The organism is Pectobacterium carotovorum (genome assembly GCF_900129615.1).
Lineage (GTDB): Bacteria > Pseudomonadota > Gammaproteobacteria > Enterobacterales > Enterobacteriaceae > Pectobacterium > Pectobacterium carotovorum.
In genome coordinates this window covers 306,376-329,835 of record NZ_FQWI01000001.1, presented here as the reverse complement: position 1 = coordinate 329,835, position 23,460 = coordinate 306,376, and the positions used below count along the sequence as shown (strand labels likewise).

At 49.6% G+C, this 23,460-nt stretch carries 20 protein-coding genes, 1 tRNA gene and 1 riboswitch; of the genes, 10 read left to right on the top strand and 11 right to left on the bottom strand.

The genetic code is table 11. The features are described 5' to 3' along the window. Positions 1-140: 140 nt before the first annotated feature. Positions 141-1,811: an oligopeptide ABC transporter substrate-binding protein OppA gene (gene oppA / locus BUB06_RS01490; protein ID WP_048329297.1), complete on the bottom strand. Its 1,671-nt coding sequence runs from the start codon at positions 1,809-1,811 to the stop codon at positions 141-143. A gap of 1,008 nt (positions 1,812-2,819) precedes the next feature. Here oppA and adhE point away from each other — a divergent pair. Beyond that, the gene (gene adhE / locus BUB06_RS01485) at positions 2,820-5,495 is read left to right on the top strand and encodes a bifunctional acetaldehyde-CoA/alcohol dehydrogenase (protein WP_010295224.1); all 2,676 of its coding nucleotides are present in this window, start codon (positions 2,820-2,822) and stop codon (positions 5,493-5,495) included. Between the two features lie 154 nt (positions 5,496-5,649). On the opposite strand, the gene BUB06_RS01480 is transcribed toward adhE, so the two are convergent. After that, entirely contained in the window at positions 5,650-6,246 is a 597-nt protein-coding gene (locus tag BUB06_RS01480; RefSeq protein WP_015840216.1) for a thymidine kinase, read from the bottom strand. A 394-nt stretch (positions 6,247-6,640) separates the two neighbouring features. On the opposite strand from BUB06_RS01480, the gene hns reads away from it, so the two are divergent. Continuing rightward, positions 6,641-7,048: a histone-like nucleoid-structuring protein H-NS gene (gene hns / locus BUB06_RS01475; RefSeq protein WP_010275331.1), complete on the top strand. Its 408-nt coding sequence runs from the start codon at positions 6,641-6,643 to the stop codon at positions 7,046-7,048. 146 nt (positions 7,049-7,194) lie between these two features. Here hns and galU read toward each other — a convergent pair whose 3' ends face one another. The 3 genes from galU to rssA form a co-directional block, all read right to left on the bottom strand. After that, positions 7,195-8,106, bottom strand: coding sequence for a UTP--glucose-1-phosphate uridylyltransferase GalU (gene galU, locus BUB06_RS01470; protein ID WP_039473018.1), 912 nt, complete (start codon positions 8,104-8,106; stop codon positions 7,195-7,197). 205 nt (positions 8,107-8,311) lie between these two features. Next, the gene (rssB, locus tag BUB06_RS01465) at positions 8,312-9,328 is read right to left on the bottom strand and encodes a two-component system response regulator RssB (protein ID WP_010295232.1); all 1,017 of its coding nucleotides are present in this window, start codon (positions 9,326-9,328) and stop codon (positions 8,312-8,314) included. 118 nt (positions 9,329-9,446) lie between these two features. Next, a complete protein-coding gene (gene rssA / locus BUB06_RS01460) occupies positions 9,447-10,352 on the bottom strand; it encodes a patatin-like phospholipase RssA (protein WP_010295233.1) in 906 nt (301 codons plus the stop codon). A gap of 132 nt (positions 10,353-10,484) precedes the next feature. On the opposite strand from rssA, the gene BUB06_RS01455 reads away from it, so the two are divergent. From BUB06_RS01455 to BUB06_RS01445, 3 genes are all read left to right on the top strand, one after another. Continuing rightward, positions 10,485-10,952, top strand: a complete 468-nt coding sequence (locus BUB06_RS01455; protein ID WP_072013013.1) for a YchJ family protein — start codon at positions 10,485-10,487, stop codon at positions 10,950-10,952. An 83-nt stretch (positions 10,953-11,035) separates the two neighbouring features. Beyond that, positions 11,036-11,884, top strand: a complete 849-nt coding sequence (gene purU, locus BUB06_RS01450; protein ID WP_010295235.1) for a formyltetrahydrofolate deformylase — start codon at positions 11,036-11,038, stop codon at positions 11,882-11,884. Between the two features lie 154 nt (positions 11,885-12,038). Next, positions 12,039-12,123 (top strand) — tRNA-Tyr (locus BUB06_RS01445). Between the two features lie 164 nt (positions 12,124-12,287). Here the strand turns inward: BUB06_RS01445 and BUB06_RS01440 are convergent. Then, on the bottom strand, positions 12,288-12,914 hold the full coding sequence (locus BUB06_RS01440; protein WP_039277547.1) for a trimeric intracellular cation channel family protein: 627 nt from the start codon (positions 12,912-12,914) through the stop codon (positions 12,288-12,290). Positions 12,915-12,935: 21 nt separating this feature from the next. After that, positions 12,936-13,031, bottom strand: a riboswitch (glycine riboswitch). Between the two features lie 310 nt (positions 13,032-13,341). Here BUB06_RS01440 and xthA point away from each other — a divergent pair. After that, a complete protein-coding gene (xthA, locus tag BUB06_RS01435) occupies positions 13,342-14,148 on the top strand; it encodes an exodeoxyribonuclease III (RefSeq protein WP_039473017.1) in 807 nt (268 codons plus the stop codon). 115 nt (positions 14,149-14,263) lie between these two features. On the opposite strand, the gene BUB06_RS01430 is transcribed toward xthA, so the two are convergent. From BUB06_RS01430 to BUB06_RS01420, 3 genes are all read right to left on the bottom strand, one after another. Next, positions 14,264-14,554, bottom strand: coding sequence for a YnjH family protein (locus BUB06_RS01430; protein ID WP_010295238.1), 291 nt, complete (start codon positions 14,552-14,554; stop codon positions 14,264-14,266). Further along, a complete protein-coding gene (locus tag BUB06_RS01425) occupies positions 14,551-16,476 on the bottom strand; it encodes a DNA topoisomerase III (RefSeq protein WP_039473015.1) in 1,926 nt (641 codons plus the stop codon). Before BUB06_RS01425 ends, BUB06_RS01430 begins: the two co-directional genes overlap by 4 nt. 96 nt (positions 16,477-16,572) lie before the next feature. Further along, positions 16,573-17,124, bottom strand: a complete 552-nt coding sequence (locus tag BUB06_RS01420) for an NAD(P)H nitroreductase (RefSeq protein ID WP_039473013.1) — start codon at positions 17,122-17,124, stop codon at positions 16,573-16,575. Positions 17,125-17,408: 284 nt separating this feature from the next. Here BUB06_RS01420 and sppA point away from each other — a divergent pair, with 284 nt between their 5' ends. The 3 genes from sppA to pncA all read left to right on the top strand — a co-directional run bounded on the left by sppA (position 17,409) and on the right by pncA (position 21,179). Beyond that, positions 17,409-19,259, top strand: coding sequence for a signal peptide peptidase SppA (gene sppA, locus BUB06_RS01415; RefSeq protein WP_039473011.1), 1,851 nt, complete (start codon positions 17,409-17,411; stop codon positions 19,257-19,259). A 233-nt stretch (positions 19,260-19,492) separates the two neighbouring features. Further along, positions 19,493-20,512 carry an asparaginase gene (gene ansA / locus BUB06_RS01405; RefSeq protein ID WP_010295244.1) on the top strand — a complete coding sequence of 340 codons (1,020 nt, stop codon included), beginning with the start codon at positions 19,493-19,495 and terminating at the stop codon, positions 20,510-20,512. A gap of 19 nt (positions 20,513-20,531) precedes the next feature. Then, positions 20,532-21,179, top strand: a complete 648-nt coding sequence (gene pncA / locus BUB06_RS01400; RefSeq protein WP_039473009.1) for a bifunctional nicotinamidase/pyrazinamidase — start codon at positions 20,532-20,534, stop codon at positions 21,177-21,179. Positions 21,180-21,231: 52 nt separating this feature from the next. Here pncA and BUB06_RS01395 read toward each other — a convergent pair whose 3' ends face one another. Together BUB06_RS01395 and msrB are read right to left on the bottom strand one after the other, a co-directional pair. Further along, entirely contained in the window at positions 21,232-21,510 is a 279-nt protein-coding gene (locus BUB06_RS01395; protein WP_010295246.1) for a YeaC family protein, read from the bottom strand. A 131-nt stretch (positions 21,511-21,641) separates the two neighbouring features. Next, complete coding sequence (gene msrB / locus BUB06_RS01390) at positions 21,642-22,061, bottom strand: peptide-methionine (R)-S-oxide reductase MsrB (protein ID WP_029367374.1); 420 nt, start codon at positions 22,059-22,061, stop codon at positions 21,642-21,644. A gap of 344 nt (positions 22,062-22,405) precedes the next feature. On the opposite strand from msrB, the gene gapA reads away from it, so the two are divergent. After that, a complete protein-coding gene (gapA, locus tag BUB06_RS01385; RefSeq protein ID WP_039473006.1) occupies positions 22,406-23,401 on the top strand; it encodes a glyceraldehyde-3-phosphate dehydrogenase in 996 nt (331 codons plus the stop codon). Positions 23,402-23,460 lie beyond the last annotated feature (59 nt).

Sequence of the window (23,460 nt, the reverse complement as noted above, 5' to 3'; positions counted from 1 at the left end):
TTAGAGCACTGTGAGAAAACGATTAATCGATTCGACTCACGACCCATTCCCACATGGCAGGAATGGGTAACCAGAGATTAAACACCAAATTAATCACTGCTTGCTCACTTCATTTGCATCAAACCGTAAACAACAGCGGATTAATGCTTAATGATATAGAGATCCTTCACCCGTAGATTATCCAACGGATCCTTGCCAGTAATACCACCGACATAAGGTTTTATCAGTCTAGCGTTCGCGTAATAATAGACCGGTACAATCGCCGCATCTTTATCCAACTGCGATTCTGCCTGCTGATAAACTTGCGCACGTTCATCGTCCGTTTTCGCCTGAACCGCCTGCTCCATCAGCTTGTCGAACGCCGCGCTCTTATAATGCGCCGTGTTGTTACTACTGTCTGACAGCATGCTATTCAGGAACGATGTCGGTTCGTTATAGTCCGCACACCATCCGGCACGCGCAACGTCATAATTGCCTTGATGACGCGTGCTGAGATAAGTTTTCCATTCCTGGTTTTCCAACTTCGCGTCAACGCCCAGATTCTGTTTCCAGATCGATGCCGCCGCAATCGCCATTTTTTTATGCAAATCTGACGAGTTATAGAGCAAATTAAACGTCAGCGGTTTCTCTGCGGTATAGCCCGCTTCCGCCAACAGTTTTTTCGCTTCTTCATTACGTTTCGCCTGTGGCCAGGTAAACCACTCTGGCGTATGCGCTTTCAAGCCGTCCGTAAACGGAGGAATATAACCATAGGCAGGAATATCGCCCTGATTTTTCACTTTGTTGGTCAATATGTCTTGATCAAGCCCCATGCGCAGAGCCGTACGTACCCGAACATCGTTAAATGGCGGTTTCTGATTATTGATTTCGTAATAATACGTGCAGAGGTAGGGATTGATGTTAACTTCTTGTGGGATTTCTTTTTTTAGCTTCTGAAATAGCTCAATGGGCAACTTATTATTGGTGACATCAATTTCACCCGCACGGTAACGGTTAACATCTGTCACTTCAGAAGCAATCGGCAGATAGGTGACCTGATTAATCACGGTCTTGGCGTTATCCCAATATTGGGTATTACGCTCCAGCACAAGCCGCTCATTCACGACCCAGGATTTCAGGCGGTAGGCGCCATTCCCTACCCAATTTTCCGGCTGGGTCCATTTATCACCAAACTTCTCTACCGCCGCTTTATTTACCGGAGACAGAGATGAGTGATTCAGTAATTTATAAAAGTAAGGGATCGGCTCGCTTAATGTCACTTCCAGCGTATGGTCGTCGAGTGCTTTTACGCCCAGTGTATCGGGAGATTTTTTGCTGGCGATAATGTCATCAATATTCAGCAGATGACCATATTGCAAATAGCTAGCATAAGGAGAAACGGTTTTCGGATCGGCCAGACGCTGCCAGCTATAAACGAAATCTTGTGCGGTAACCGGTTCGCCATTCGACCATTTGGCGTCTTTGCGTAAATGGAATGTCCAGACTTTAAAATCGCTGCTTTCCCAACGCTCAGCCACGCCAGGAATCGGGTGTCCATCCGGATCGGAAATCACCAACCCTTCATATAGATCGCGCGCGACGTTGGATTCCGGCACACCTTCTATTTTATGCGGATCCAGTGATGACACCTCAGCGCCATTGTTTCTCACCAGAACCTGCTCTTTCGCCAGCTCAACACCGGCAGGTACAGTAGCAGCCTGAACATTCACGCATGACGCCATCACTGCTGCGGCAATCATACTGGTAACAAAGCATCGTTTTGTTTTGCGAGTTTTCACTTTATAAACGCCCCTGTCTTGATACAACGCCATACCGGACTCTACGCGTAAAAATCGCCGTCACATAGAGCAGAAAAGATCGCCCATTATCCAAATAAATCATAAAATTAATTTATGGGTGAATAACGAATAGCAGGTCGACACTCGAAGCTATCAAAAGCAGACACATTCGCCAATATTTTTACATTGATGTTGCTTAATTTTCTTTACTATAGCTCGGTAAACGTTTTATTTCAATCATTCGACTCAATCATTAACCCTATGATAAACAATGTTTTTTCTATTTATTTGCAGATATTTTTTAAATATTCAGCAATTTATAGATTTTGAACAAAAAAACATCGTAGTGGGTTTTATCATTTTCACAGCACAAAAATGATGATGCATGCTTACCTGTCCGCGTCATTATCTGACCGGAATGTTATTATTTTAACAACTTCGTTACTCATCTTGCACGACAGTAGCACGCGATTCCCTTACGGTAGGGTGCGCGTAAAATAACTAACCCGATTAAGATATAAGCATCGTTTATACGAATACGTTTTATACGAACAGGTCATTCCCATGATGTGCACAATGTCGTGTCCGGAATGTCCCCCTAACAATGTTCCGCTCTAGTGCCCGCCCCATCCCTTACAATCCCTTTTGAGTAGAAAGCCACTGATCTTGTCCTGTTAATGATAGTCGTTATCAACACCAATCTGCTGAATGGTGTCAGCTTAAAGAAAATTCGATATTGATCACAAAAAAGGCACCCACAAATAGGTATGCTCAACTCATACCGTAACAGACACGCATATCTTCTTAATTTTTACGTAATTTCAAAACAATATTTCAAAAAATTACGATATCGGCGGTTACAGTATTTTAAAAAGCAACAATCACGCCACAACGGCGGCTGACAAGCTCTTTGAGTCAATTAATGCGAAATAGGCAGAAAAGAATAGCCCAGTAACGGAAACGTACCCCGCTCGTTTATCTATACTGTTCTATCCGGCGAACAATTGACTGAAAGAGTTTAACATTTATCAGGAGAGCATTATGGCCGTAACCAACGTTGCTGAACTTAACGCATTGGTCGAAAGAGTGAAAAAGGCACAGCAGGAATTTGCCACTTACACTCAGGAACAAGTGGACAAAATCTTCCGCGCTGCCGCACTCGCTGCATCAGATGCCCGTATCCCGCTGGCAAAAATGGCGGTTGCCGAATCTGGCATGGGGATCGTGGAAGACAAAGTCATCAAAAACCACTTCGCCTCCGAGTACATTTATAACGCCTACCAGGATGAAAAAACCTGCGGCATCCTCTCTACTGATGACACTTTCGGTACCATTACGATTGCCGAGCCGATTGGCCTGATTTGCGGTATTGTGCCCACCACTAACCCCACGTCTACCGCGATTTTTAAAGCGTTGATCAGCCTGAAGACCCGTAACGGGATTATCTTCTCTCCTCATCCGCGTGCAAAAAATGCGACCAATAAAGCTGCCGATATTGTTCTGCAAGCAGCCATTGCAGCAGGCGCGCCGAAAGACATCATCGGCTGGATCGATCAGCCTTCTGTCGAGCTGTCCAACCAGCTTATGCACCACCCCGATATCAACCTGATTCTGGCGACTGGCGGCCCGGGTATGGTGAAAGCCGCATACAGCTCCGGTAAACCAGCAATTGGCGTAGGTGCCGGTAACACGCCTGTTGTCGTTGACGAAACCGCGGATATCAAGCGTGCCGTGGCGTCTATTCTGATGTCGAAAACCTTCGATAACGGTGTAATTTGTGCGTCAGAACAGTCAGTCATCGTGGTAGACAGCGTCTATGATGCTGTACGTGAACGTTTTGCCACCCACGGCGGCTACATGCTGAAAGGCAAAGAACTGCATGCCGTACAGGGTATTCTGCTGAAAAACGGTTCGCTGAACGCCGATATTGTGGGTCAGCCTGCGCCGAAGATCGCAGAAATGGCAGGGATCACCGTCCCTGCAAACACCAAAGTGCTGATCGGTGAAGTGACGGCCGTCGATGAATCCGAACCGTTTGCCCATGAAAAACTGTCTCCAACGCTGGCGATGTACCGTGCGAAAGACTTCAATGACGCCGTCATTAAAGCGGAAAAACTGGTCGCAATGGGTGGCATCGGTCACACATCCTGCCTGTATACCGATCAGGACAATCAGCCAGAACGCGTGAATCATTTCGGCAATATGATGAAAACGGCGCGAATCCTGATTAACACCCCGGCTTCTCAGGGGGGGATCGGCGATCTCTACAACTTCAAACTCGCTCCGTCTCTGACGCTGGGCTGTGGCTCTTGGGGCGGAAACTCCATCTCCGAAAACGTCGGTCCGAAGCACTTGATCAACAAGAAAACGGTAGCCAAGCGAGCAGAGAATATGTTGTGGCATAAACTTCCTAAATCCATTTATTTCCGTCGTGGTTCACTGCCTATCGCCCTTGAAGAAGTCGCCTCCGATGGTGCAAAACGTGCATTTATCGTGACCGACCGCTTCCTGTTCAACAACGGCTATGTCGATCAGGTGACGTCTGTACTGAAACAGCACGGACTGGAGACCGAAGTGTTCTTCGAAGTTGAAGCTGACCCAACGCTGAGCATCGTGCGTAAAGGCGCGGAACAAATGCATTCCTTCAAACCGGATGTGATTATTGCGCTGGGCGGCGGCTCTCCGATGGATGCCGCGAAGATCATGTGGGTGATGTATGAGCATCCTACGACACACTTCGAAGAGCTGGCGCTGCGCTTTATGGATATCCGTAAACGTATCTACAAGTTCCCGAAAATGGGCGTCAAAGCCAAAATGGTGGCGATCACCACTACATCCGGTACCGGTTCTGAAGTCACACCGTTTGCCGTAGTGACCGACGATGCCACCGGGCAGAAATATCCGTTGGCGGACTACGCGCTGACGCCAGATATGGCAATTGTTGATGCCAATTTGGTCATGAATATGCCGAAATCGCTGTGTGCGTTTGGCGGGCTTGATGCCGTAACCCACTCACTGGAAGCCTATGTTTCTGTGCTAGCAAACGAATATTCAGATGGACAGGCGTTACAAGCGCTGAAACTCCTGAAGGAAAACTTGCCAGACAGCTACCGTGACGGCGCGAAAAACCCGGTTGCCCGTGAGCGTGTGCATAACGCCGCGACAATTGCAGGTATCGCATTTGCCAACGCCTTCCTCGGCGTCTGTCACTCCATGGCGCATAAGCTGGGTTCAGAATTCCATATTCCGCACGGCCTGGCTAACGCCCTGCTGATCTCAAACGTAATTCGCTATAACGCGAACGACAACCCGACCAAGCAGACGACGTTCAGCCAGTATGACCGTCCGCAGGCTCGCCGTCGCTACGCGGAAATAGCCGACCACTTGCGTTTGACCGCACCAAGCGATCGTACCGCGCAGAAAATCGAGAAATTGCTGAACTGGCTGGAAGAAATGAAGACCGAACTGGGGATTCCAACGTCTATTCGTGAAGCGGGCGTACAGGAAGCCGATTTCCTGGCTAAGGTCGATAAGCTGTCAGAAGATGCGTTCGACGATCAGTGTACCGGCGCTAACCCGCGTTACCCGCTGATTTCCGAACTGAAACAGATTCTGCTGGATACATACTATGGTCGTAAGTTCTCTGAAGAAGAAAAAACGGAAGCGGTTGAGCCTGTAGCCAAGGCTGCTAAAACCAGCAAGAAAGCTGCACATTAACGTTCTGGCTGTCACCGCCTTAGCCTAAAGGCGGTTTATCTCTCAATGATGCCCAACCTCTTTAAGGTTGGGCATTTTTATTACTCGTACTCAGCATAGACACGCATCAATACGCCGTTTATTAATCGCCCCGCCTGCCGGATATTTAACCGACTTACTCGCTTTCTTTACGGGTTAATCCCAGCGCAATTTTATAATGCTTGCGGCACACGGAAACATAGCTCTCATTGCCGCCAATAACGACCTGCTCCCCTTCGTGGACAGCATTACCTTGTGCATCTAACCGCAATACGCAGTTGGCTTTACGGCCGCAATGGCAGACCGTTTTTAACTCGATCAGCTTATCTGCCCACGCTAATAAATAGTGACTCCCGGAAAACAAGTCGCCACGAAAATCAGTCCGCAACCCGTAGCACAATACCGGGATATCTAATTGGTCCACGACATCGGAAAGCTCACTTACCTGCTCACGGGTTAAAAATTGACATTCATCAATTAATACACAATCGACAGGCTGAGCACGGTGCTCTTTCTCCAGCAATCCAAATAAGGATGTCTGCGGATTAAACAATAATGCTGGGGAAGAAAGGCCGATCCGTGAACTTACGATCCCCACGCCATGCCGATTATCTATTTCTGCAGTGAACACCAGCGTGCGCATCCCGCGCTCCTGATAGTTATATGATGACTGCAATAGCGCCGTCGATTTCCCTGCATTCATTGCAGAATAATAAAAATAAAGTTGGGCCACTCGGTTACTCCAAAAGGCAGGCTATATGATCTTCGTGTCGTAAACACTTATTGTAACAACTCGTCTTCACGCTGCGCAATGGGCTATTCCTCGGCCACATTTTTGTCCATACGCCCGCCAGCAACGGTCTGTTATGATAAAGGATATAAACGTTCCTTATAACAACGGTGCGGCATCAATAAGTCATTCTCTGCCGTTTGAGGGAGAAAAACGGCATACCAAATGTATTTTTTTGATAACAGGAAAGTATTTATATTTATGTAACATACGATGTGAGTTCTGTTTTAAAAATGATGTTTTTTAACAAACTTACAAATTTGACTATTGCAGAAAGGAAAATAGCACTCTATTATCACACTACACGCCACCAATAATATTATTTGAGATTATCACAATGAGCGAAGCACTAAAGATTCTTAACAACATCCGTACTCTGCGTGCCCAGGCAAGAGAATGTACCCTGGATACTTTGGAAGAAATGCTGGAAAAACTGGAAGTCGTGGTTAATGAACGCCGCGAAGAAGATAGCCAGGTTCAGGCTGAAGTTGAAGAACGTGCGCGTAAATTGCAGCAATATCGCGATATGCTGATTGCAGACGGTATTGATCCTAACGAATTATTGCAGTCTTTAGGTTCAGTTAAGGTTGCAGGTAAAAGCAAGCGCGCTGCCCGTCCAGCAAAATATCAATACACTGACGAAAACGGCGAACTTAAAACCTGGACTGGCCAGGGTCGTACACCGGCAGTAATCAAGAAAGCGATCGAAGAGCAAGGCAAATCTTTAGACGATTTCCTGCTGTAATCGTTTATAAGTACTGAATACGAAAAAACCCCCGATAACTATCGGGGGTTTTTCTTTGGTAACGCATATTGCAAAGAAAAACAGATATGTCGCCATTTTTGGCTGCTCTCTGTTTTTTGTAAACAGAGAGCAATCATTACATTTTGTTATTTTTCTTCGGCTTCAATCGTTTCCTGCAACCACTGCGCAAATTCCTGGCCTAAACCATCATGGCGTAAACCATATTCAACGAATGCCTGCATATAGCCTAATTTATTACCACAGTCATGGCTCACACCTTTCAGGTGATACGCTTCTACTGTTTCTTTTTCCATCAACATTGCGATGGCATCGGTTAACTGAATTTCATTACCTGCGCCTGGCGGTGTTTTCTCCAGCAGAGACCAAATATCCGCAGAGAGTACATAACGACCAACGACGGCTAAATTAGAAGGAGCTTCGGAAGCCTTAGGTTTTTCAACCACGCCCACCATTGGTACGCTATCCCCTGCTTTTAATTCCACGCCTTTGCAATCAACCACACCATAGCTACTTACATTTTCAACAGGCTCAACCATAATCTGGCTATGGCCTGTCGTAGAGAAGCGCTGCAGCATTTCGCTCAGGTTATCTTTCTTCAGATCGGATTCATATTCATCAATAATCACATCTGGCAGAATAACCGCGACAGGCTCATCCCCGACTAACGGATGCGCGCACAATACGGCATGGCCAAGCCCTTTGGCTAACCCCTGACGCACTTGCATAATGGTGACGTGCTTAGGACAGATGGATTGGATCTCTTCCAACAGCTGACGTTTAACGCGTTTTTCCAGTATGGCTTCCAGTTCAAAACTGGTATCGAAATGGTTCTCGATAGAATTCTTAGAAGAGTGTGTAACGAGAATAATTTCATTAATCCCTGCTGCGATACACTCATTAACAACATATTGGATCAGCGGTTTATCTACCAACGGCAGCATTTCTTTAGGAATGGCTTTGGTGGCAGGCAGCATACGCGTCCCTAATCCAGCAACCGGTATGACCGCTTTTTTTACTTTTTTATTCACAATAGACATAAACAGCCTCTTATATACCGTTCAAATAATGAACTTTATTTATCTAATCAAGATAACCGCAAGAGTATAACGACTTTAACAAGAGCACGCTTGTCCCAACGTTACCGTTCAATAAAAATAAGATAACTCCCTACATAGTAGGAAATAAAAAATAATACCGAAAGAGGGGTATTACCTGAAACCCGTACCATCTCGCGCTATCAGACTATTCTGTCGTCAACATCAGTCGTAAACGACCGCCACCGCCCCATATCTGGCATTGCCATGCTTCACACTGATAATTCAATTGGTTGAGATAAGCGCCTTCAAGCGTTCCTAAAGGGACACCGCTATTCAACGCTATCTGCTGTCCGTTAACGTTCAGCGTCGCATTTAGCCCGGCGGAAATCAGTATCAACTGTTTTAACTGCTGATGATAATACCCAACAAGTAAAGGAAAACGACCGTCCAGGCTCGCCTGCCGCAACAGTTGGTTTACCTGCTTTAATAACGTCGGCAGATACGGCAAACGGTGTTGTTGATCGGCCAAATGCTCCTGAAGCACCCCATTGAACAAGGTTCGAAGCAGTAACGCTGCCAGCGTCCCACTATTATTGACGCCCTGGGTAACATCAAGGCAATAGAACGCTAACTCAGTCTCCGAAAGCGCGGCAATATCCAACACCAGCGCCGGTTGTTCCGCTGCCGTCAACTGACGATAGTTAACACGGCAACGAGCAAGCGTTTGCTGAACGGGCGGCTGTAGCTGAGCAAGCAGTTTGGTGACGGCTTCAGGAGATTGATTCAGGGAATCCATGTCCTGCATGAGTTGATCCATCTCATTCAGCTGTGAGGTGAACATATCAGGATACAGGCAGGACATCACTGCTTCACGCAAACGTGCATAGTCACGAATCGGCTTCAGCAACACATCCTGAACACCAAGCCGCAAGACTTTGGCGATGTCCGCCATCTGGCTGGTTGCAGAAATGATCAGTATTGGCGTGTCGTTGTCTTTCAGGCGCAGACGTTCAAGGAACTCGATTCCTCCCATCGTCGGCATATTCAGATCGCAAATCATTAAATCGGGTTGGTAATGTTCAAGAGTACTTAGCGCATCTAATCCATTAACTGCTTCCTGAACTGACGCCCCAAGAGAAGTCAGATAACCAGCGAGCACAGATCGAAAAACGGCCTCGTCATCAATGACTAAAATATGCTTACCCGCTAGTGGTTGTTCCATCAGTACCCCTTACTTCAAACACCGAATAATCACACCTGCTTTAGCGCCAGTGTGCCGAATAGACGGCACACCCTGTCTTCTTCACTGCGTGTGCTTTAACTCCATGCAGCGCGTTTCACTATGCCTTTTTCGCTAGCGGCAACAATTCATCACGCATCTTTTCCACCGCTTTATAACCCGCCTCAATCGCCTCCTGCGCCCGATGAAAATCTAAGGTAGCAATCTGGGGACAATGTGGTTGCAGCAGCACATCAGGCGGATCGCCAGCCATCCGCGTCATCTTCAACCGATTTTCCAGAATTTGGATAGACGTACTCATTATCTCCATCGCCGTTGGCGAACTTTCCGCTTGCTGACGGCGGCCCCGCAGTAAGCGTTCCCGAATTTTGCTACGCCAATCTTGCGGAACATTCTCCACATCAATGTCTGACGCCGTCGGTTTGATCGACAGCAAATCCTGATGATTAAGGCTAGCGTCGTGCTGGAGATCAACTGCGATCACGATATCGGCTCCCATTGCCCGCGCCAAAGAAACGGGAACAGGGTTAACCACCGCGCCATCCACCAGCCAGTAATCGTTAAATCGAACGGGGGATAGCAGGCCGGGCATACTGCAAGACGCCCGCATAGCCTGATGCAAGTCACCTTCGGTCAGCCAGAGCTCACGCCCTGTACTGAGGTTGGTCGTCACTACGCCATATTTAATAGCACAGTCTTCAATCTGTGTTGTATGTAACAAATGCTTCACACTATTAAAAACACGATCGCCACGCAACAAACTGCCGCGCTGCCAGGAGAGATCCATCAGTCGAATCACGTCCCAGTAGCCAAACGCCCTGACCCAGCGATCCACTGAGGAGAGATTGTTTGTGGCATACGCCGCACCAACCAGCGCGCCGATAGAACAACCAGCCACAACATCAACCTCTATCCCCATTTCTGTTAACGCATTAAATACACCAATATGCGCCCATCCTTTCGCTGCCCCAGATCCCAAGGCTATTCCAATTTTTTTCCGCTGCATGATCGATCCACCTGCCTTCATTTTAGCGCACATTGCTACACGTAGAGTTTCTTAGGTAACATATCGGCATCCTGCATAGTGATCTGTTTATTATCTATCAGTTTTTATCTTAAATTTTCTTCAGGAGACGTCGTGTCAGAATCTTGCCCCTGTTGCAGTGGATTGCAGTATAACGCATGCTGTCAACCCTACCTCACGCATGCCGCAACAGCGGCTGAGCCCGCCATCTTAATGCGATCGCGCTATACCGCCTATGTCAAACACGATGTCGATTACCTTATCGCCACCTGGCATCCCGATCTTCAGCCCGAGAAATGGCGCGAATCCCTCGCGGAAAGCTGCCAGAATTCACAGTGGCTCGGCCTTACTATACTGGCAACGTCTCCCGGAAAAACACCCGATGAGGGCTATGTGGAATTCGCCGCACGTTATATATCTGAAAGCGACAATCAGCGAACAGAAGTGATGCGAGAGCGCTCACGCTTCCTTCGCCAGCAGGATCGCTGGTACTATATAGACGGCGTTCATTTGCAGACAGGCAGAAATGAACCTTGCCCGTGTGGTTCCGGCAAAAAATACAAAAAGTGTTGCGGACAATAGAACACAGGCAGTCGCCCACGCGGCCTTATTGCTGCGTTACCATAAGATCGTTATTTTAGTTTTTGGACAGGATCCACACGCTCATGCAATCCCAAAATATACAAAGAAAAGTATTACGAACCATTTGCCCCGACGCAAAAGGGCTCATCGCGAAAATTACGAATATTTGTTATAAGCACGAACTGAACATCGTGCAAAACAATGAGTTTGTCGATCATCGCACTGGCCGCTTTTTCATGCGGACCGAGTTGGAAGGGATTTTCAACGACACCACGCTGTTAGCCGATCTGGATAGCGCGCTTCCCGAAGGATCTTCTCGCGAATTAACCGCAGCTGGCCGTCGTCGCATCGTCGTTCTGGTGACGAAAGAGGCCCACTGTTTGGGCGATCTGTTGATGAAAAGCGCCTACGGTGGTTTGGATGTCGAAATCTCTGCCGTCATCGGCAACCACGATACCTTACAGACGCTGGTCGAGCGGTTTGATATTCCTTTCCATCTGGTCAGCCATGAAGGACTGACTCGCGAAGAGCACGATCAAAAGATGATCGCGCAGATCGACCAATACAAACCTGATTACGTCGTGCTGGCGAAATATATGCGAGTGCTGACACCGGCCTTTGTTCAGCACTACCCGAATCAGGTGATCAACATTCACCATTCGTTCTTACCCGCTTTTATCGGTGCTCGCCCGTACCATCAGGCTTACGAGCGCGGTGTAAAAATCATTGGTGCGACGGCACACTACGTCAACGATAATCTGGATGAAGGTCCGATCATCATGCAGGACGTTATTCATGTCGACCATACTTATTCGGGCGACGACATGATGCGTGCCGGCCGAGACGTTGAGAAAAATGTCCTGAGTCGTGCGCTGTACCGCGTGCTCGGACAGCGTGTTTTTGTCTACGGTAACCGCACCATTATTCTGTAATTGGTTGATCGGCCATCTTTTTGTATAAGGATGCGCCGAACGGAATAAAAAAACGGCAACCGCATTTATTTTTGATATATACCGCTTTACAGGGGCGCGTCATTTGATATGATGCGCCCCGCTTGAAGCGAAAGCGTCTTGCAGCAAGGCCAGTGGTGGGGTTCCCGAGCGGCCAAAGGGAGCAGACTGTAAATCTGCCGTCACAGACTTCGAAGGTTCGAATCCTTCCCCCACCACCATTTCAAAGCAACACTTCTGAATTAAATCCCAACGCCAAAGTACTAGATTCCCATTAGGGGAAGGTGAGAACCTTCGACCAGGGTTCGGCAACGCATAGCGTTATTTCCCCACTGCCACTCGCACCAATAATCAGCGTAATTGTATGGAATGGGGAAAGATAACCTTACGCCTTCCCTTTCCAGCGTCCCGGAACATAAGAAAACACCGGGAGTTGCCACGACCAGCGAATGGCCGCCAGACGCACGGCCAAACCGATGCTGAATGACGCCAGCAGGTTAATATCGTGATTAACGTTAAGCGACTTTAACCCAAGATAGAGAAGTGCGACTAAAAGTGAGACGCTGGCGTACAGCTCTTTTTTCAGCACCATTGGCGTACGGTTACAGAAAATATCACGCAATATCCCACCGAAAATCCCGGTTACGATACCCGCCATAACCACCACCGTCGTTGAATAATTCAGTTGCAGTGCGACGTTACAACCAATGACCGTAAAGGCAATCAGTCCCATCGCATCCAGCACCAGAAAGAGTCGGTGCAAATGGTGCATGAAGCGCGCAATGATAATCGTGAAAAGACCCGCACCAATGGTGAGGTAGATATAGCCGGGATGCTGCGTCCAGCCGATGGGATAATTACCAAGGAGAATATCGCGAACGGTGCCACCGCCAAGCGCGGTGATGAAGGCAATCATGCCTACCCCAAAAATATCCATATTACGACGTCCAGCGGCCAGCGCCCCGGACATCCCCTCTGCCGTAATCGCGATCAGATAGATGTAAGTCAGCACACAAGTTATCCTGTGAAATGTGCCACTCCCTCTGTCCGCTTTACCTGAGAGTTTACGCAGCAGTGCTGCTTGCCCCTTCGGTGGGTTGCATGGCAACCTCTCTCCAGTTGGCTTCAATGGAATTCGCAGTTAGGGTAGCCTGAGCGATTATGGGAGTTTGCGCCTTCGGCGGAGCGTCATTTTATACCCTAAATAATGACGGGTATGCGCCCTCTCTCCTGCGAGGTGCGGAGTATAGCGGTCGACAAGCCTCATGTTCAACTGAATATAAGTGAATCTTATTTTTAACGATTCTCATCTGCGCCAACCGTCTCTGAAGCCACAGCAATAAGCCCAGTAACCCCATTCGAAAGCGTAGCCTCGCCGTGACGCCATGCCCCATTTTCTGCTACCATCTGGTCACATTTTTTAGCGAATGGCAGCGAACATGAAAGTTGTATCTTTTAATATCAATGGCCTGCGGGCGCGCCCTCATCAGTTGGCCGCCATTATCGAACAACACCAGCCGGATGTGATCGGGTTGCAGGAAACGAAAGTCCACGATGACATGTTTCCGTTAGAGGATGTCAGCCAGTACGGCTACCACGTTTATTATCACGGACAAAAAGGTCACTACGGCGTCGCACTCCTGTGTAAAGAGCAGCCCATTGCGGTTCGTCGCGGTTTCCCAACGGATGAAGACGATGCACAGCGCCGGATCATCATGGCAGATTTTGCCACCGAGCACGGCACACTCACTGTCGTTAACGGCTATTTTCCGCAGGGAGAAAGCCGCGACCACCCGGTGAAATTCCCCGCCAAGACGCGCTTCTATCAGGATCTGCAAACCTATCTGGAACAGCACCATAGTGCAACACAACCGCTGATTGTGATGGGTGATGTCAATATCAGCCCCACCGATCTGGATATCGGCATCGGCGAAGAGAACCGTAAGCGCTGGTTGCGTACTGGTAAATGTTCTTTCCTGCCGGAAGAGCGCGAATGGATGGCGCGTTTGCAAGGCTGGGGGCTTATCGACACCTTCCGTGCCGCGAATCCAGACAGCAACGATCGTTTTTCGTGGTTTGACTACCGTTCTGCCGGGTTCGATGACAACCGTGGCCTGCGTATTGACCTGATTCTTGCCAGTACGTTCCTGGCCGAACGCTGCGTCGCTACCGGTATTGATTACGATATTCGAGGGATGGAAAAACCGTCCGACCATGCACCGATCTGGGCGCAGTTTTCGTTGTAGAAATTTTCGCTGTAGAGATAGTACGCAGTAAAAATAACATCACCGCTGTGCATCAAAGCCACAGCGGTGATTAAAATTCGTAGAAGTATTAGTCGTAGTGCTTTTTAACGCACGGTTATTGCTTAACCAACTGCCATATCAGGTTATTCGTTCCCAGCGTTTGCTTGTCTCGCACGCATTGCAGAATCACTCCTTCGACCTTTACTACCGCGCCTTCAGAATAGTTCCTGTTTTCATACACGCAGCAGCGCAGGCAGTTGTTATTTTGCTCACGCACCGCCGTCCCTGCTCCCCACACTTCCGGTGGAACGGGAACAACAATATCTGTTCCGCCACGATTAGCCTGCGCCAGCGTGGGCAGCACTAGCATCACACTGGCGACACACAAAGACACTAACGATTTCATTGCTCCTGCTCCTTCGCTTTTTTAGTCTGAGGCTTGCGCCGTTTTGATGCACCCGACGGCGGTGCAGAAAGCCCTTTAAACGCCCTCACCGCACCGTTTTGTTTCGCTTGCTGGATCAACTCCTGCAAGGAGTTCGTCAGCGGTTGCATAAAATCCTGATAGCGACATTTTTTCTCGCTAATTTGCGTCAACGTGGCTTCCCAATGTGCGGTCATGTCAGGATGCGCCGCGCTCGCAGGCAGTGAGTGAATTAACGCCCGCCCCGCTTCACTCGCGTGAATATAGCGAGCTTTCTTAAACAAGAATGTCCGTTTAAACAATAACTCGATAATACCCGCGCGCGTCGCTTCGGTTCCTAACCCATCGGTCGCCCGCAGGATTTTCTTTAGTTCTTTGTCCTGCACAAAACGCGCGATACCCGTCATCGCCGATAACAATGTGGCATCGGTAAACGGCCGCGGTGGCTGTGTTTGGCGCTCAACGACCTCACCGCGTTCACACAGTAATTCATCACCTTTTGCCACTACGGGCAACGGCATGCCTTCGTTTTCTTCGTCCCGCTCTTTGCCGCCTAACAACGTGCGCCACCCGGCTTCGGCCAGGAATCGCGCTTTGGCAATAAATTTACCGCCCGCGATATCCAGTTCAATGACGCACTTGCGAAACACGGTGTCTGGGCAGAACTGCATGATGTACTGCCGCGCGACTAAACCATACACCTTGCGCTCATTCTCCGTCAGCGAGGCACTTGCACTGCGGGCGGTAGGAATAATCGCATGGTGAGCATCGACCTTACCATCGTCCCAGCAGCGGTTACGCCGATCCACATCCATAACCGGCTGTGGCAACAGGTCTGGCTGGTGTACGGATATGGCATTCAAGACGGCATGACGTCCAGCAAAATGCTCCTCTGGCAAATAGCGACAGTCGGAACGCGGGTACGTAATCAGCTTATGGGTTTCATAGAGCTTCTGGCACACGTCCAGCACCTGCTGTGCGCTAAGCCCGAAACGCTTCGCAGCTTCGATCTGTAACGTCGACAGCGAATAAGGCAGCGGTGCGGTTTCTGATTCCCGTTTATCATTATAGCTGGTGACAAATGCGGGCTGGCCTTCGATACGCTTGACGACATGATCCGCCAGCGAACGATGCAATAAGCGCCCTTCTTCATCCTGATAAGGTTCGCAGGATTCGCTGGGCTGCCATAGCGCGACAAAACGCTCATCGGCAGGCGTTACGATATGGGCTTTCACTTCAAAATAATCTTTGGAAACGAAGTTTTCTATCTCTTCATCTCGTCGCACCACCAGTCCCAGCACCGGTGTCTGCACGCGGCCAACCGACAGCACGCCGTCATAGCCCGCATTGCGCCCTAATATCGTATAGGCGCGGGTCATGTTAATACCGTACAACCAGTCCGCTCGGGAACGCGCCAGCGCCGACACACACAGGGGGATAAATTCTCGGTTCTCACGAAGACGAGAAACGGCACGTTCTACCGCCTGTGGATTGAGATCGTTAACCAGGCAACGATGTACCTGCTGGCGTTTTTCTTCCGGCAGGGAAAGGTATTCCAGTACCTCATCCACCAGCAGTTGTCCTTCACGATCGGGGTCTCCCGCATGAATCACTTCGGTGGCGTCATTCAGGAGCTTTTTTATGGTGTTGAGCTGCTTACTGACCGAGGGTCGCGGCTGCAACAGCCATTTCTGGGGAATGATAGGGAGATCGGTGAGCGACCAGCGAGCATAGCGCGCATCATAAACATCCGGTTGCGCCTGCTCCAGCAGGTGTCCCACGCACCACGTCACAACATCATTCTGGCCGCAGGCAATAAAGCCATCGCCGCGTCGATGCGGTTTGGGTAACACGTCTGCAATCGCCCGCGCAAGGCTGGGCTTTTCGGCAATAAAAAGTCGCATTATTCACCATCAAGCAGACTGGGCATTTCCCGCGCAACTCGCGGGAAAGCACGCTGTAAAACGGGGTGGAAATCGATATTATTCAAGAGATGACGATCAGAAGTAGTGAACAAACGCGTCGGTATCAAGCGGCGTGACTGTCGTCGAGGCTTTGAGCTGTGGAGTCCCCAGATAGAGGAAACCGACAATTTCATCCTGCTCACGGCAGTTGAACGCTTCGCGCACCAAAGCATTGTGCGTCCAGGCACCGCTACGCCAGATGCCGTTAAAGCCCTGCGCCAATGCCGCCATCTGCATGGCCTGAACCGCACAGCCTGCGGAGACAATTTGCTCCCACAGCGGGACTTTCGGGTTCTCTTCGCAATGGGCAACAACGGTGATAATCAGCGGCGCACGATAAGGCGCCTGACGCGCTTTATCAATACCTGCTTCATCCAACCCTTCCTGCTGCGCCGCACGGGTCAGTAGCGAACTAAAACGATCCAGACCGTCATTTTCGATCATAAAAAAGCGCCACGGCTGCATCGCACCATGATCCGGCGCACGCATACCAGCGTGGATAATGTTATTCAATGCGTCACCCGTCGGTGCTGGTGCGGTCAGGCGCGAGGCCGAACGACGATTCAATAGCAATTCAAGAGCATCCATCGCACATCTCCTGTCTGGCAATATAATTTCTGCGGTACAATTCAGTTCTACGGCAAGCCACTTCTACAGTAGAAATGACTGTACGGCAACGTTGCGCGCCACGTTAGCACAAGTAGAAGTTTTGTTACAAGATAACCCTGACAGGGCGCGCTTCTGCGGCGATTTAATGCTGACTTTTTACTGTCCGCTCATTAGGATACTATCACTCCTTGTGCTTCATCACTTGCCAGAGGGCGAGTTGAAGGACGTAGGGCACACGCTGTTTACCCGTTCATGGAGATATCATGCGCACATTGTGGCGAATTTTTAGCGGATTTTTTAAGTGGACATGGCGTCTGCTTAATTTTATCAGAGAATTTATTCTCAATATTTTCCTTATTGCTCTGATTTTAGTGGGTGTTGGGATCTACTCACAGGTAAAAACGACGCCGGAAGAGACCACGAAAGGTGCGCTGTTGGTCGATCTGACGGGCGTGGTCGTTGATCAACCCACCGTTAACAATAAACTGCGTCAACTAGGACGCGAATTCTTCGGCGCATCGAACAACCGTCGCCAGGAGAACTCACTGTTCGATATCGTCGACAGTATTCGTCAGGCAAAGAGTGACGACAACATCACGGGCATGGTGCTGGATCTCAGCGACTTTACCGGTGCCGACCAACCGTCTCTGCAATACATCGGTAAAGCGCTGCGCGAATTCCGCGATAGCGGCAAGCCTATTTATGCGGTCGGCGACAGCTACAACCAGTCTCAATACTATTTGGCCAGTTTTGCCAATACGGTGTCATTGACGCCACAAGGCAGTGTTGATCTACACGGTTTCGCGACCAACAATCTCTACTTCAAGTCCATGCTGGACAAGCTGAAAGTGACCACCAATATCTTCCGTGTGGGAACCTATAAGTCAGCCGTTGAGCCGTATCTGCGTGACGATATGTCACCTGCTGCGCGCGATGCCGATGGCCGTTGGATCAACGCCCTGTGGCAGCAGTATTTAAATACCGTTTCTGCTAACCGCCAGATTACACCTCAGCAGCTCTTCCCGGGCGCAACCAGCATCATTGCAGGCTTGCAGGCCGTTCAGGGCGATACAGCACGCTATGCGCTGGATAACAAGCTGGTCGATGAAGTGGCATCACGTTCCGTGACCGAGCAATCGCTGGTTAAAGCGTTCGGCTGGAATAGCCAGAAGAACAACTTTAATTTCATCAGCATTTACGACTACGCCATCAAACCGCCAGTGCAAAACAACAGCCAGATCGCGGTGGTGTTTGCTAATGGGGCAATCATTGACGGTCCGGAAACGCCGGGAATGGTCGGCGGCGATACCACGGCAGCACAAATTCGCGCCGCGCGCCTCGATCCTAAAGTCAAAGCGCTGGTACTGCGCGTCAATAGCCCCGGCGGTAGCGTCACTGCGTCAGAGCTGATTCGCTCAGAACTGATGGCACTCCGTTTGGCAGGTAAACCGATCGTGGTATCTATGGGCGGTATGGCAGCATCGGGCGGCTACTGGATCTCAACACCAGCGAACGCAATCATCTCCAGCGCCAGTACTCTGACTGGTTCTATCGGTATTTTTGGCGTGATTACCACGTTCGAGGATTCGCTGGAAAGCCTTGGCGTCCACACGGATGGCGTTGCCACTTCTCCGCTCGCCGATCTGTCAATTACGAAATCGCTGCCGCCTGAATTCTCGCAGATGATGCAGCTGAGTATCGAACGCGGTTATAAGAACTTCATCGATATCGTGGCGCAGGCACGTAAGAAAACGCCAGAGCAGATCGATCAGATCGCACAAGGTCACGTCTGGGTCGGTAGCGACGCGAAAGAAAACGGGTTAGTCGATCAGATCGGTGATTTTGATGACGCCGTGAAGAAAGCAGCCGAGCTGGCAAAACTGGGACAGTATCAGTTGAACTGGTATGCCGAACAGCCAGGTTTGCTCGACACGATGCTGAATCAGGTGAACGCTTCCGTTTATGCCCTGCTGCCCGTTGCCGTCCAGTCTATGCTGCCAGCACCGGTCGCACAACTAGCGGAAGCCATGCAGTCACAGCCGTCCATCATGAATAACCTGAACGACCCGCAGAACCGTTACGCATTTTGCCTCACCTGCGGAGAAGTCCGGTAGCGTTTACAGTAGCCGCCCATATGTACCCTAAATAATTCGAGTTGCGTGAAGGCGGCAACCGAACGAACCCTCAGGAGCTTACACCAGTAAGTGACTGGGGTGAGTAAGGGAAGCCAACGCACAAGCAGCTTGAAGTATGACGGGTATAGCCCGGTAATAGTCATTGCTTATGATAGTATTACCGGGCTGTTTTTCCCTCTATAATTCTCGGTTTAATCCTGACTCACACCACCATGCGAAAGAAATCCATTTATGTCGCCTATACGGGCGGCACCATCGGTATGCAGCGCTCTGCTAATGGCTATGTACCAGTATCCGGCCATTTACAGCAGCAGTTGGCAAAAATGCCGGAATTCCACCGCGAAGAAATGCCATCGTTCACGATTCATGAATATGACCCGCTAATCGATTCGTCTGACATGACGCCAGCGGATTGGCAATCCATCGCGGACGATATTCAAAACCACTACGATGATTATGACGGTTTCGTGATTCTGCATGGTACTGACACGATGGCGTTCACCGCATCTGCGCTCTCATTTATGCTGGAAAATCTTGCCAAGCCGGTTATCGTGACAGGGTCACAAATTCCGTTGGCGGAATTGCGCTCGGACGGCCAAACCAACCTGCTGAACGCGCTATACGTTGCCGCTAATCATCCGATTAATGAAGTCGCCCTCTTCTTCAATAACAAACTGCTGCGCGGTAACCGCACCACCAAAGCCCACGCGGACGGCTTTGATGCCTTCGCCTCCCCCAACTATCCGCCGCTGCTGGAAGCCGGTATCCATATTCGTCGGCTGGCACCGACTGTGGAATGTAGCAACTGTCCGCCGCTCAAAGTGCATCACATTACGCCACAGCCTATCGGGGTGATTACGATTTATCCTGGCATTTCTGCCGATGTCATCAGCAATTTCCTCCGCCAGCCAGTAAAAGCGCTCATCCTGCGCTCCTACGGCGTTGGCAACGCGCCGCAAAGCCCCGGGCTGCTGCACGAGCTACGTGAAGCCTCCGCTCGCGGCATTGTGGTCGTCAACCTGACGCAGTGCATTTCCGGACGCGTGAACATGGGCGGCTATGCGACGGGCAATGCGCTGGCGCATGCGGGCGTCATCAGTGGCTTTGATATGACAGTCGAAGCCGCCTTGACCAAGCTGCATTACTTATTGAGCCAGCAAGACTTAAGTGCCGATGAAATCCGCCAGTTGATGCAGCAGAACCTGCATGGGGAATTAAGCGATAAAGATTGAGTTAATCACGGAGTAGATAATGAAAAAAGCATTGCTATTAGTTGATTTGCAAAATGATTTTTGCCCCGGCGGCGCATTGGCTGTTAACGAAGGCGACTGCGTCATTGATGTTGCCAATCGTGCTATTGAGGCTTGTCTGGACGCTGGCGTTACGGTGATTGCCAGTCAGGATTGGCATCCGGCTAATCACGGCAGCTTTGCGGTTAATGCGAATACCAAGGTTGGAGAACTCGGTGAATTAAACGGATGGCCGCAGATCTGGTGGCCGGTTCACTGTGTGCAGGGAACCACCGGGGCTGATTTTCATCCAGCGCTTAATCAGTCGGCCATTCAGTGGATCGTACAAAAAGGGACGCAGCCGGAGATCGATAGCTATAGCGCTTTTTTCGATAATGGGCATCGGATTAAAACCGAATTGGATGCGTGGCTACACGCTAATCACATCACCCATTTGACGATTCTGGGGCTGGCAACAGATTATTGCGTCAAGTTCAGCGTATTGGATGCCATTGCGCTGGGCTACCACACCGAAGTCCTGGTGGAGGGCTGTCGTGGCGTGAATCTTTCGCCTGATGACAGCGAATCTGCGTTACGGGAAATGGCGCAACGTGGCGCGATACTGACGGATATGACACAGTTTCTTGCTACGTTGTCTTCTGCCCGTTAGCGCGACTGACAACTGAAAATAGCGGCAGCCAATGAGGCTGCCTGCTCACACATTACGCGTTGGGTTTCAGCGTAATAATGGCGTCAGCGATGTTAAACTCGCGCTTCAGCTCCTGCTTGCTCTTCATCACGATTTCGCCATCAGTGCCAATCGTCATGTGCTCAGCCTGCTCATTATGGCGAGCCTGCCACATCATTACCATTTGCAGGCAGTTTTCTTTCTGTTCAGCCGTCAACGCGACACCGTCTGGCCATTTGCCTAACTCCACCGCCGTGACTAACCGTTGGTAAATTTCTGGCGTCATGGCGTCGATCAGATCATTGAGTTCCATATCCGGTTTCTGCTCCGAGAAAGATCAGGTTTATTCTTACTGAGTTCTTGTGCTAACAGCGTTTTTAGTAGCTGAATCGTTTAAAGCAAGATATCATCTAGCTTATCGCCGTCGCACCTATAGCAAACAGATTACCCGTCAACGCGTTCGCCATCAACGTCGTCGATGAAACTCAGTGAAGCCGAATTCACGCAGTAGCGTTCTCCCGTGGTTTTCGGGCCATCAGGGAAAACGTGCCCCAGATGCGCATCACACTGCCCGCAGCGGATCTCGATGCGGCGCATATTGTGTGAATCATCTTCCAGATAGCGAATCGCTTCTGAGGAAACAGGCTGATCGAAGCTCGGCCAGCCACAGCCAGAGTCATATTTGCTGTCGGAATAAAACAGCGGAGCCTGACAGCACAGGCAGTGATAAGCGCCAGTGCGCTTGTTATGCAACAATTTGCCTGAGAACGCAGGCTCCGTACCGCGTTGCTGGGTGACATAGCGCTGCATCTCTGTCAATTCAGTGTTGTCGGACGGGGTACGCGAAGCAGAGTCGTTAGTCATTGGAAGTCTCACAGCGGGTGTTATCAATTCAATTAATCATTGATTATAACAAAAAATTAACAACCTAACAGGCCGTTCTGGCCTAATATTAGGAATGTTATTAGCATGAATATTTAATTGTGATGCACATCACATATTGAGACAACACAGGCTTTATATGATGCATTCCGCCCTCATATCAGTCTTAGATGTTACTTAGTTACAGGGTCGAGCGGTTTTCGCACAAAGTTTGGTCATAGGTTTGACTTACAGCAACTATTGACACGATTCCGCTTGACGCTCAGCAAGGTTTTTGTAATTTTACAACCAACCTTTTATTCACAAACCAATAGCTGGTGGAATATATGACTATCAAAGTAGGTATCAACGGTTTTGGCCGTATCGGCCGTATTGTTTTTCGCGCTGCACAAGAGCGTTCTGACATCGAGATCGTTGCAATCAACGACCTGTTAGATGCTGAGTACATGGCGTATATGCTGAAGTACGACTCAACTCATGGTCGTTTCGACGGCACCGTTGAAGTTAAAGATGGCCACCTGGTTGTTAACGGCAAAACCATTCGTGTTACCGCAGAGCGCGATCCTGCAAACCTGAAATGGAACGAAGTCAACGTGGACGTTGTTGCTGAAGCAACTGGCCTGTTCCTGACTGACGACACTGCACGTAAACACATCGCTGCTGGTGCGAAGAAAGTCGTTCTGACTGGTCCATCTAAAGATGACACCCCGATGTTCGTTATGGGCGTAAACCACAAAACTTACGCTGGTCAGGAAATCGTTTCTAACGCATCTTGCACCACCAACTGCCTGGCACCGCTGGCAAAAGTTATCAACGACAACTTCGGTATCGTTGAAGCACTGATGACCACCGTTCACGCAACCACTGCAACGCAGAAAACGGTTGATGGCCCGTCTCACAAAGACTGGCGCGGCGGCCGCGGCGCAGCACAGAACATCATCCCATCTTCTACCGGTGCTGCTAAAGCAGTAGGTAAAGTGATTCCTGAGCTGAACGGCAAACTGACTGGTATGGCGTTCCGCGTTCCTACCCCGAACGTTTCTGTTGTTGACCTGACTGCACGTCTGGAAAAACCAGCGTCTTACAAAGAAATCTGTGCAGCCATCAAAGCCGCTTCTGAAGGCGAGCTGAAAGGCGTTCTGGGTTACACCGAAGACGAAGTTGTTTCTACCGATTTCAACGGTGAAAAACTGACTTCTGTATTCGATGCTAAAGCCGGTATCGCACTGAGCGATAACTTTGTGAAACTGGTTTCCTGGTACGACAACGAAACAGGTTACTCAAACAAAGTTCTGGATCTGATCGCTCACATCTCTAAATAAGCGTCAGCGATGATTCTGTGAAAAAAGGGCGACGTAATGTCGCCCTTTTTTATTGTTAA

Bases quoted from the DNA above. Each gene is read 5' to 3' on its own strand.
- oppA (WP_048329297.1), bottom strand. From the start codon at position 1,811: ATGGCGTTGTATCAAGACAGGGGCGTTTATAAAGTGAAAACTCGCAAA.
- adhE (WP_010295224.1), top strand. From the start codon at position 2,820: ATGGCCGTAACCAACGTTGCTGAACTTAACGCATTGGTCGAAAGAGTG.
- hns (WP_010275331.1), top strand. From the start codon at position 6,641: ATGAGCGAAGCACTAAAGATTCTTAACAACATCCGTACTCTGCGTGCC.
- galU (WP_039473018.1), bottom strand. From the start codon at position 8,106: ATGTCTATTGTGAATAAAAAAGTAAAAAAAGCGGTCATACCGGTTGCT.
- rssB (WP_010295232.1), bottom strand. From the start codon at position 9,328: ATGGAACAACCACTAGCGGGTAAGCATATTTTAGTCATTGATGACGAG.
- rssA (WP_010295233.1), bottom strand. From the start codon at position 10,352: ATGCAGCGGAAAAAAATTGGAATAGCCTTGGGATCTGGGGCAGCGAAA.
- purU (WP_010295235.1), top strand. From the start codon at position 11,036: ATGCAATCCCAAAATATACAAAGAAAAGTATTACGAACCATTTGCCCC.
- xthA (WP_039473017.1), top strand. From the start codon at position 13,342: ATGAAAGTTGTATCTTTTAATATCAATGGCCTGCGGGCGCGCCCTCAT.
- BUB06_RS01430 (WP_010295238.1), bottom strand. From the start codon at position 14,554: ATGAAATCGTTAGTGTCTTTGTGTGTCGCCAGTGTGATGCTAGTGCTG.
- BUB06_RS01425 (WP_039473015.1), bottom strand. From the start codon at position 16,476: ATGCGACTTTTTATTGCCGAAAAGCCCAGCCTTGCGCGGGCGATTGCA.
- BUB06_RS01420 (WP_039473013.1), bottom strand. From the start codon at position 17,124: ATGGATGCTCTTGAATTGCTATTGAATCGTCGTTCGGCCTCGCGCCTG.
- sppA (WP_039473011.1), top strand. From the start codon at position 17,409: ATGCGCACATTGTGGCGAATTTTTAGCGGATTTTTTAAGTGGACATGG.
- ansA (WP_010295244.1), top strand. From the start codon at position 19,493: ATGCGAAAGAAATCCATTTATGTCGCCTATACGGGCGGCACCATCGGT.
- pncA (WP_039473009.1), top strand. From the start codon at position 20,532: ATGAAAAAAGCATTGCTATTAGTTGATTTGCAAAATGATTTTTGCCCC.
- BUB06_RS01395 (WP_010295246.1), bottom strand. From the start codon at position 21,510: ATGGAACTCAATGATCTGATCGACGCCATGACGCCAGAAATTTACCAA.
- msrB (WP_029367374.1), bottom strand. From the start codon at position 22,061: ATGACTAACGACTCTGCTTCGCGTACCCCGTCCGACAACACTGAATTG.
- gapA (WP_039473006.1), top strand. From the start codon at position 22,406: ATGACTATCAAAGTAGGTATCAACGGTTTTGGCCGTATCGGCCGTATT.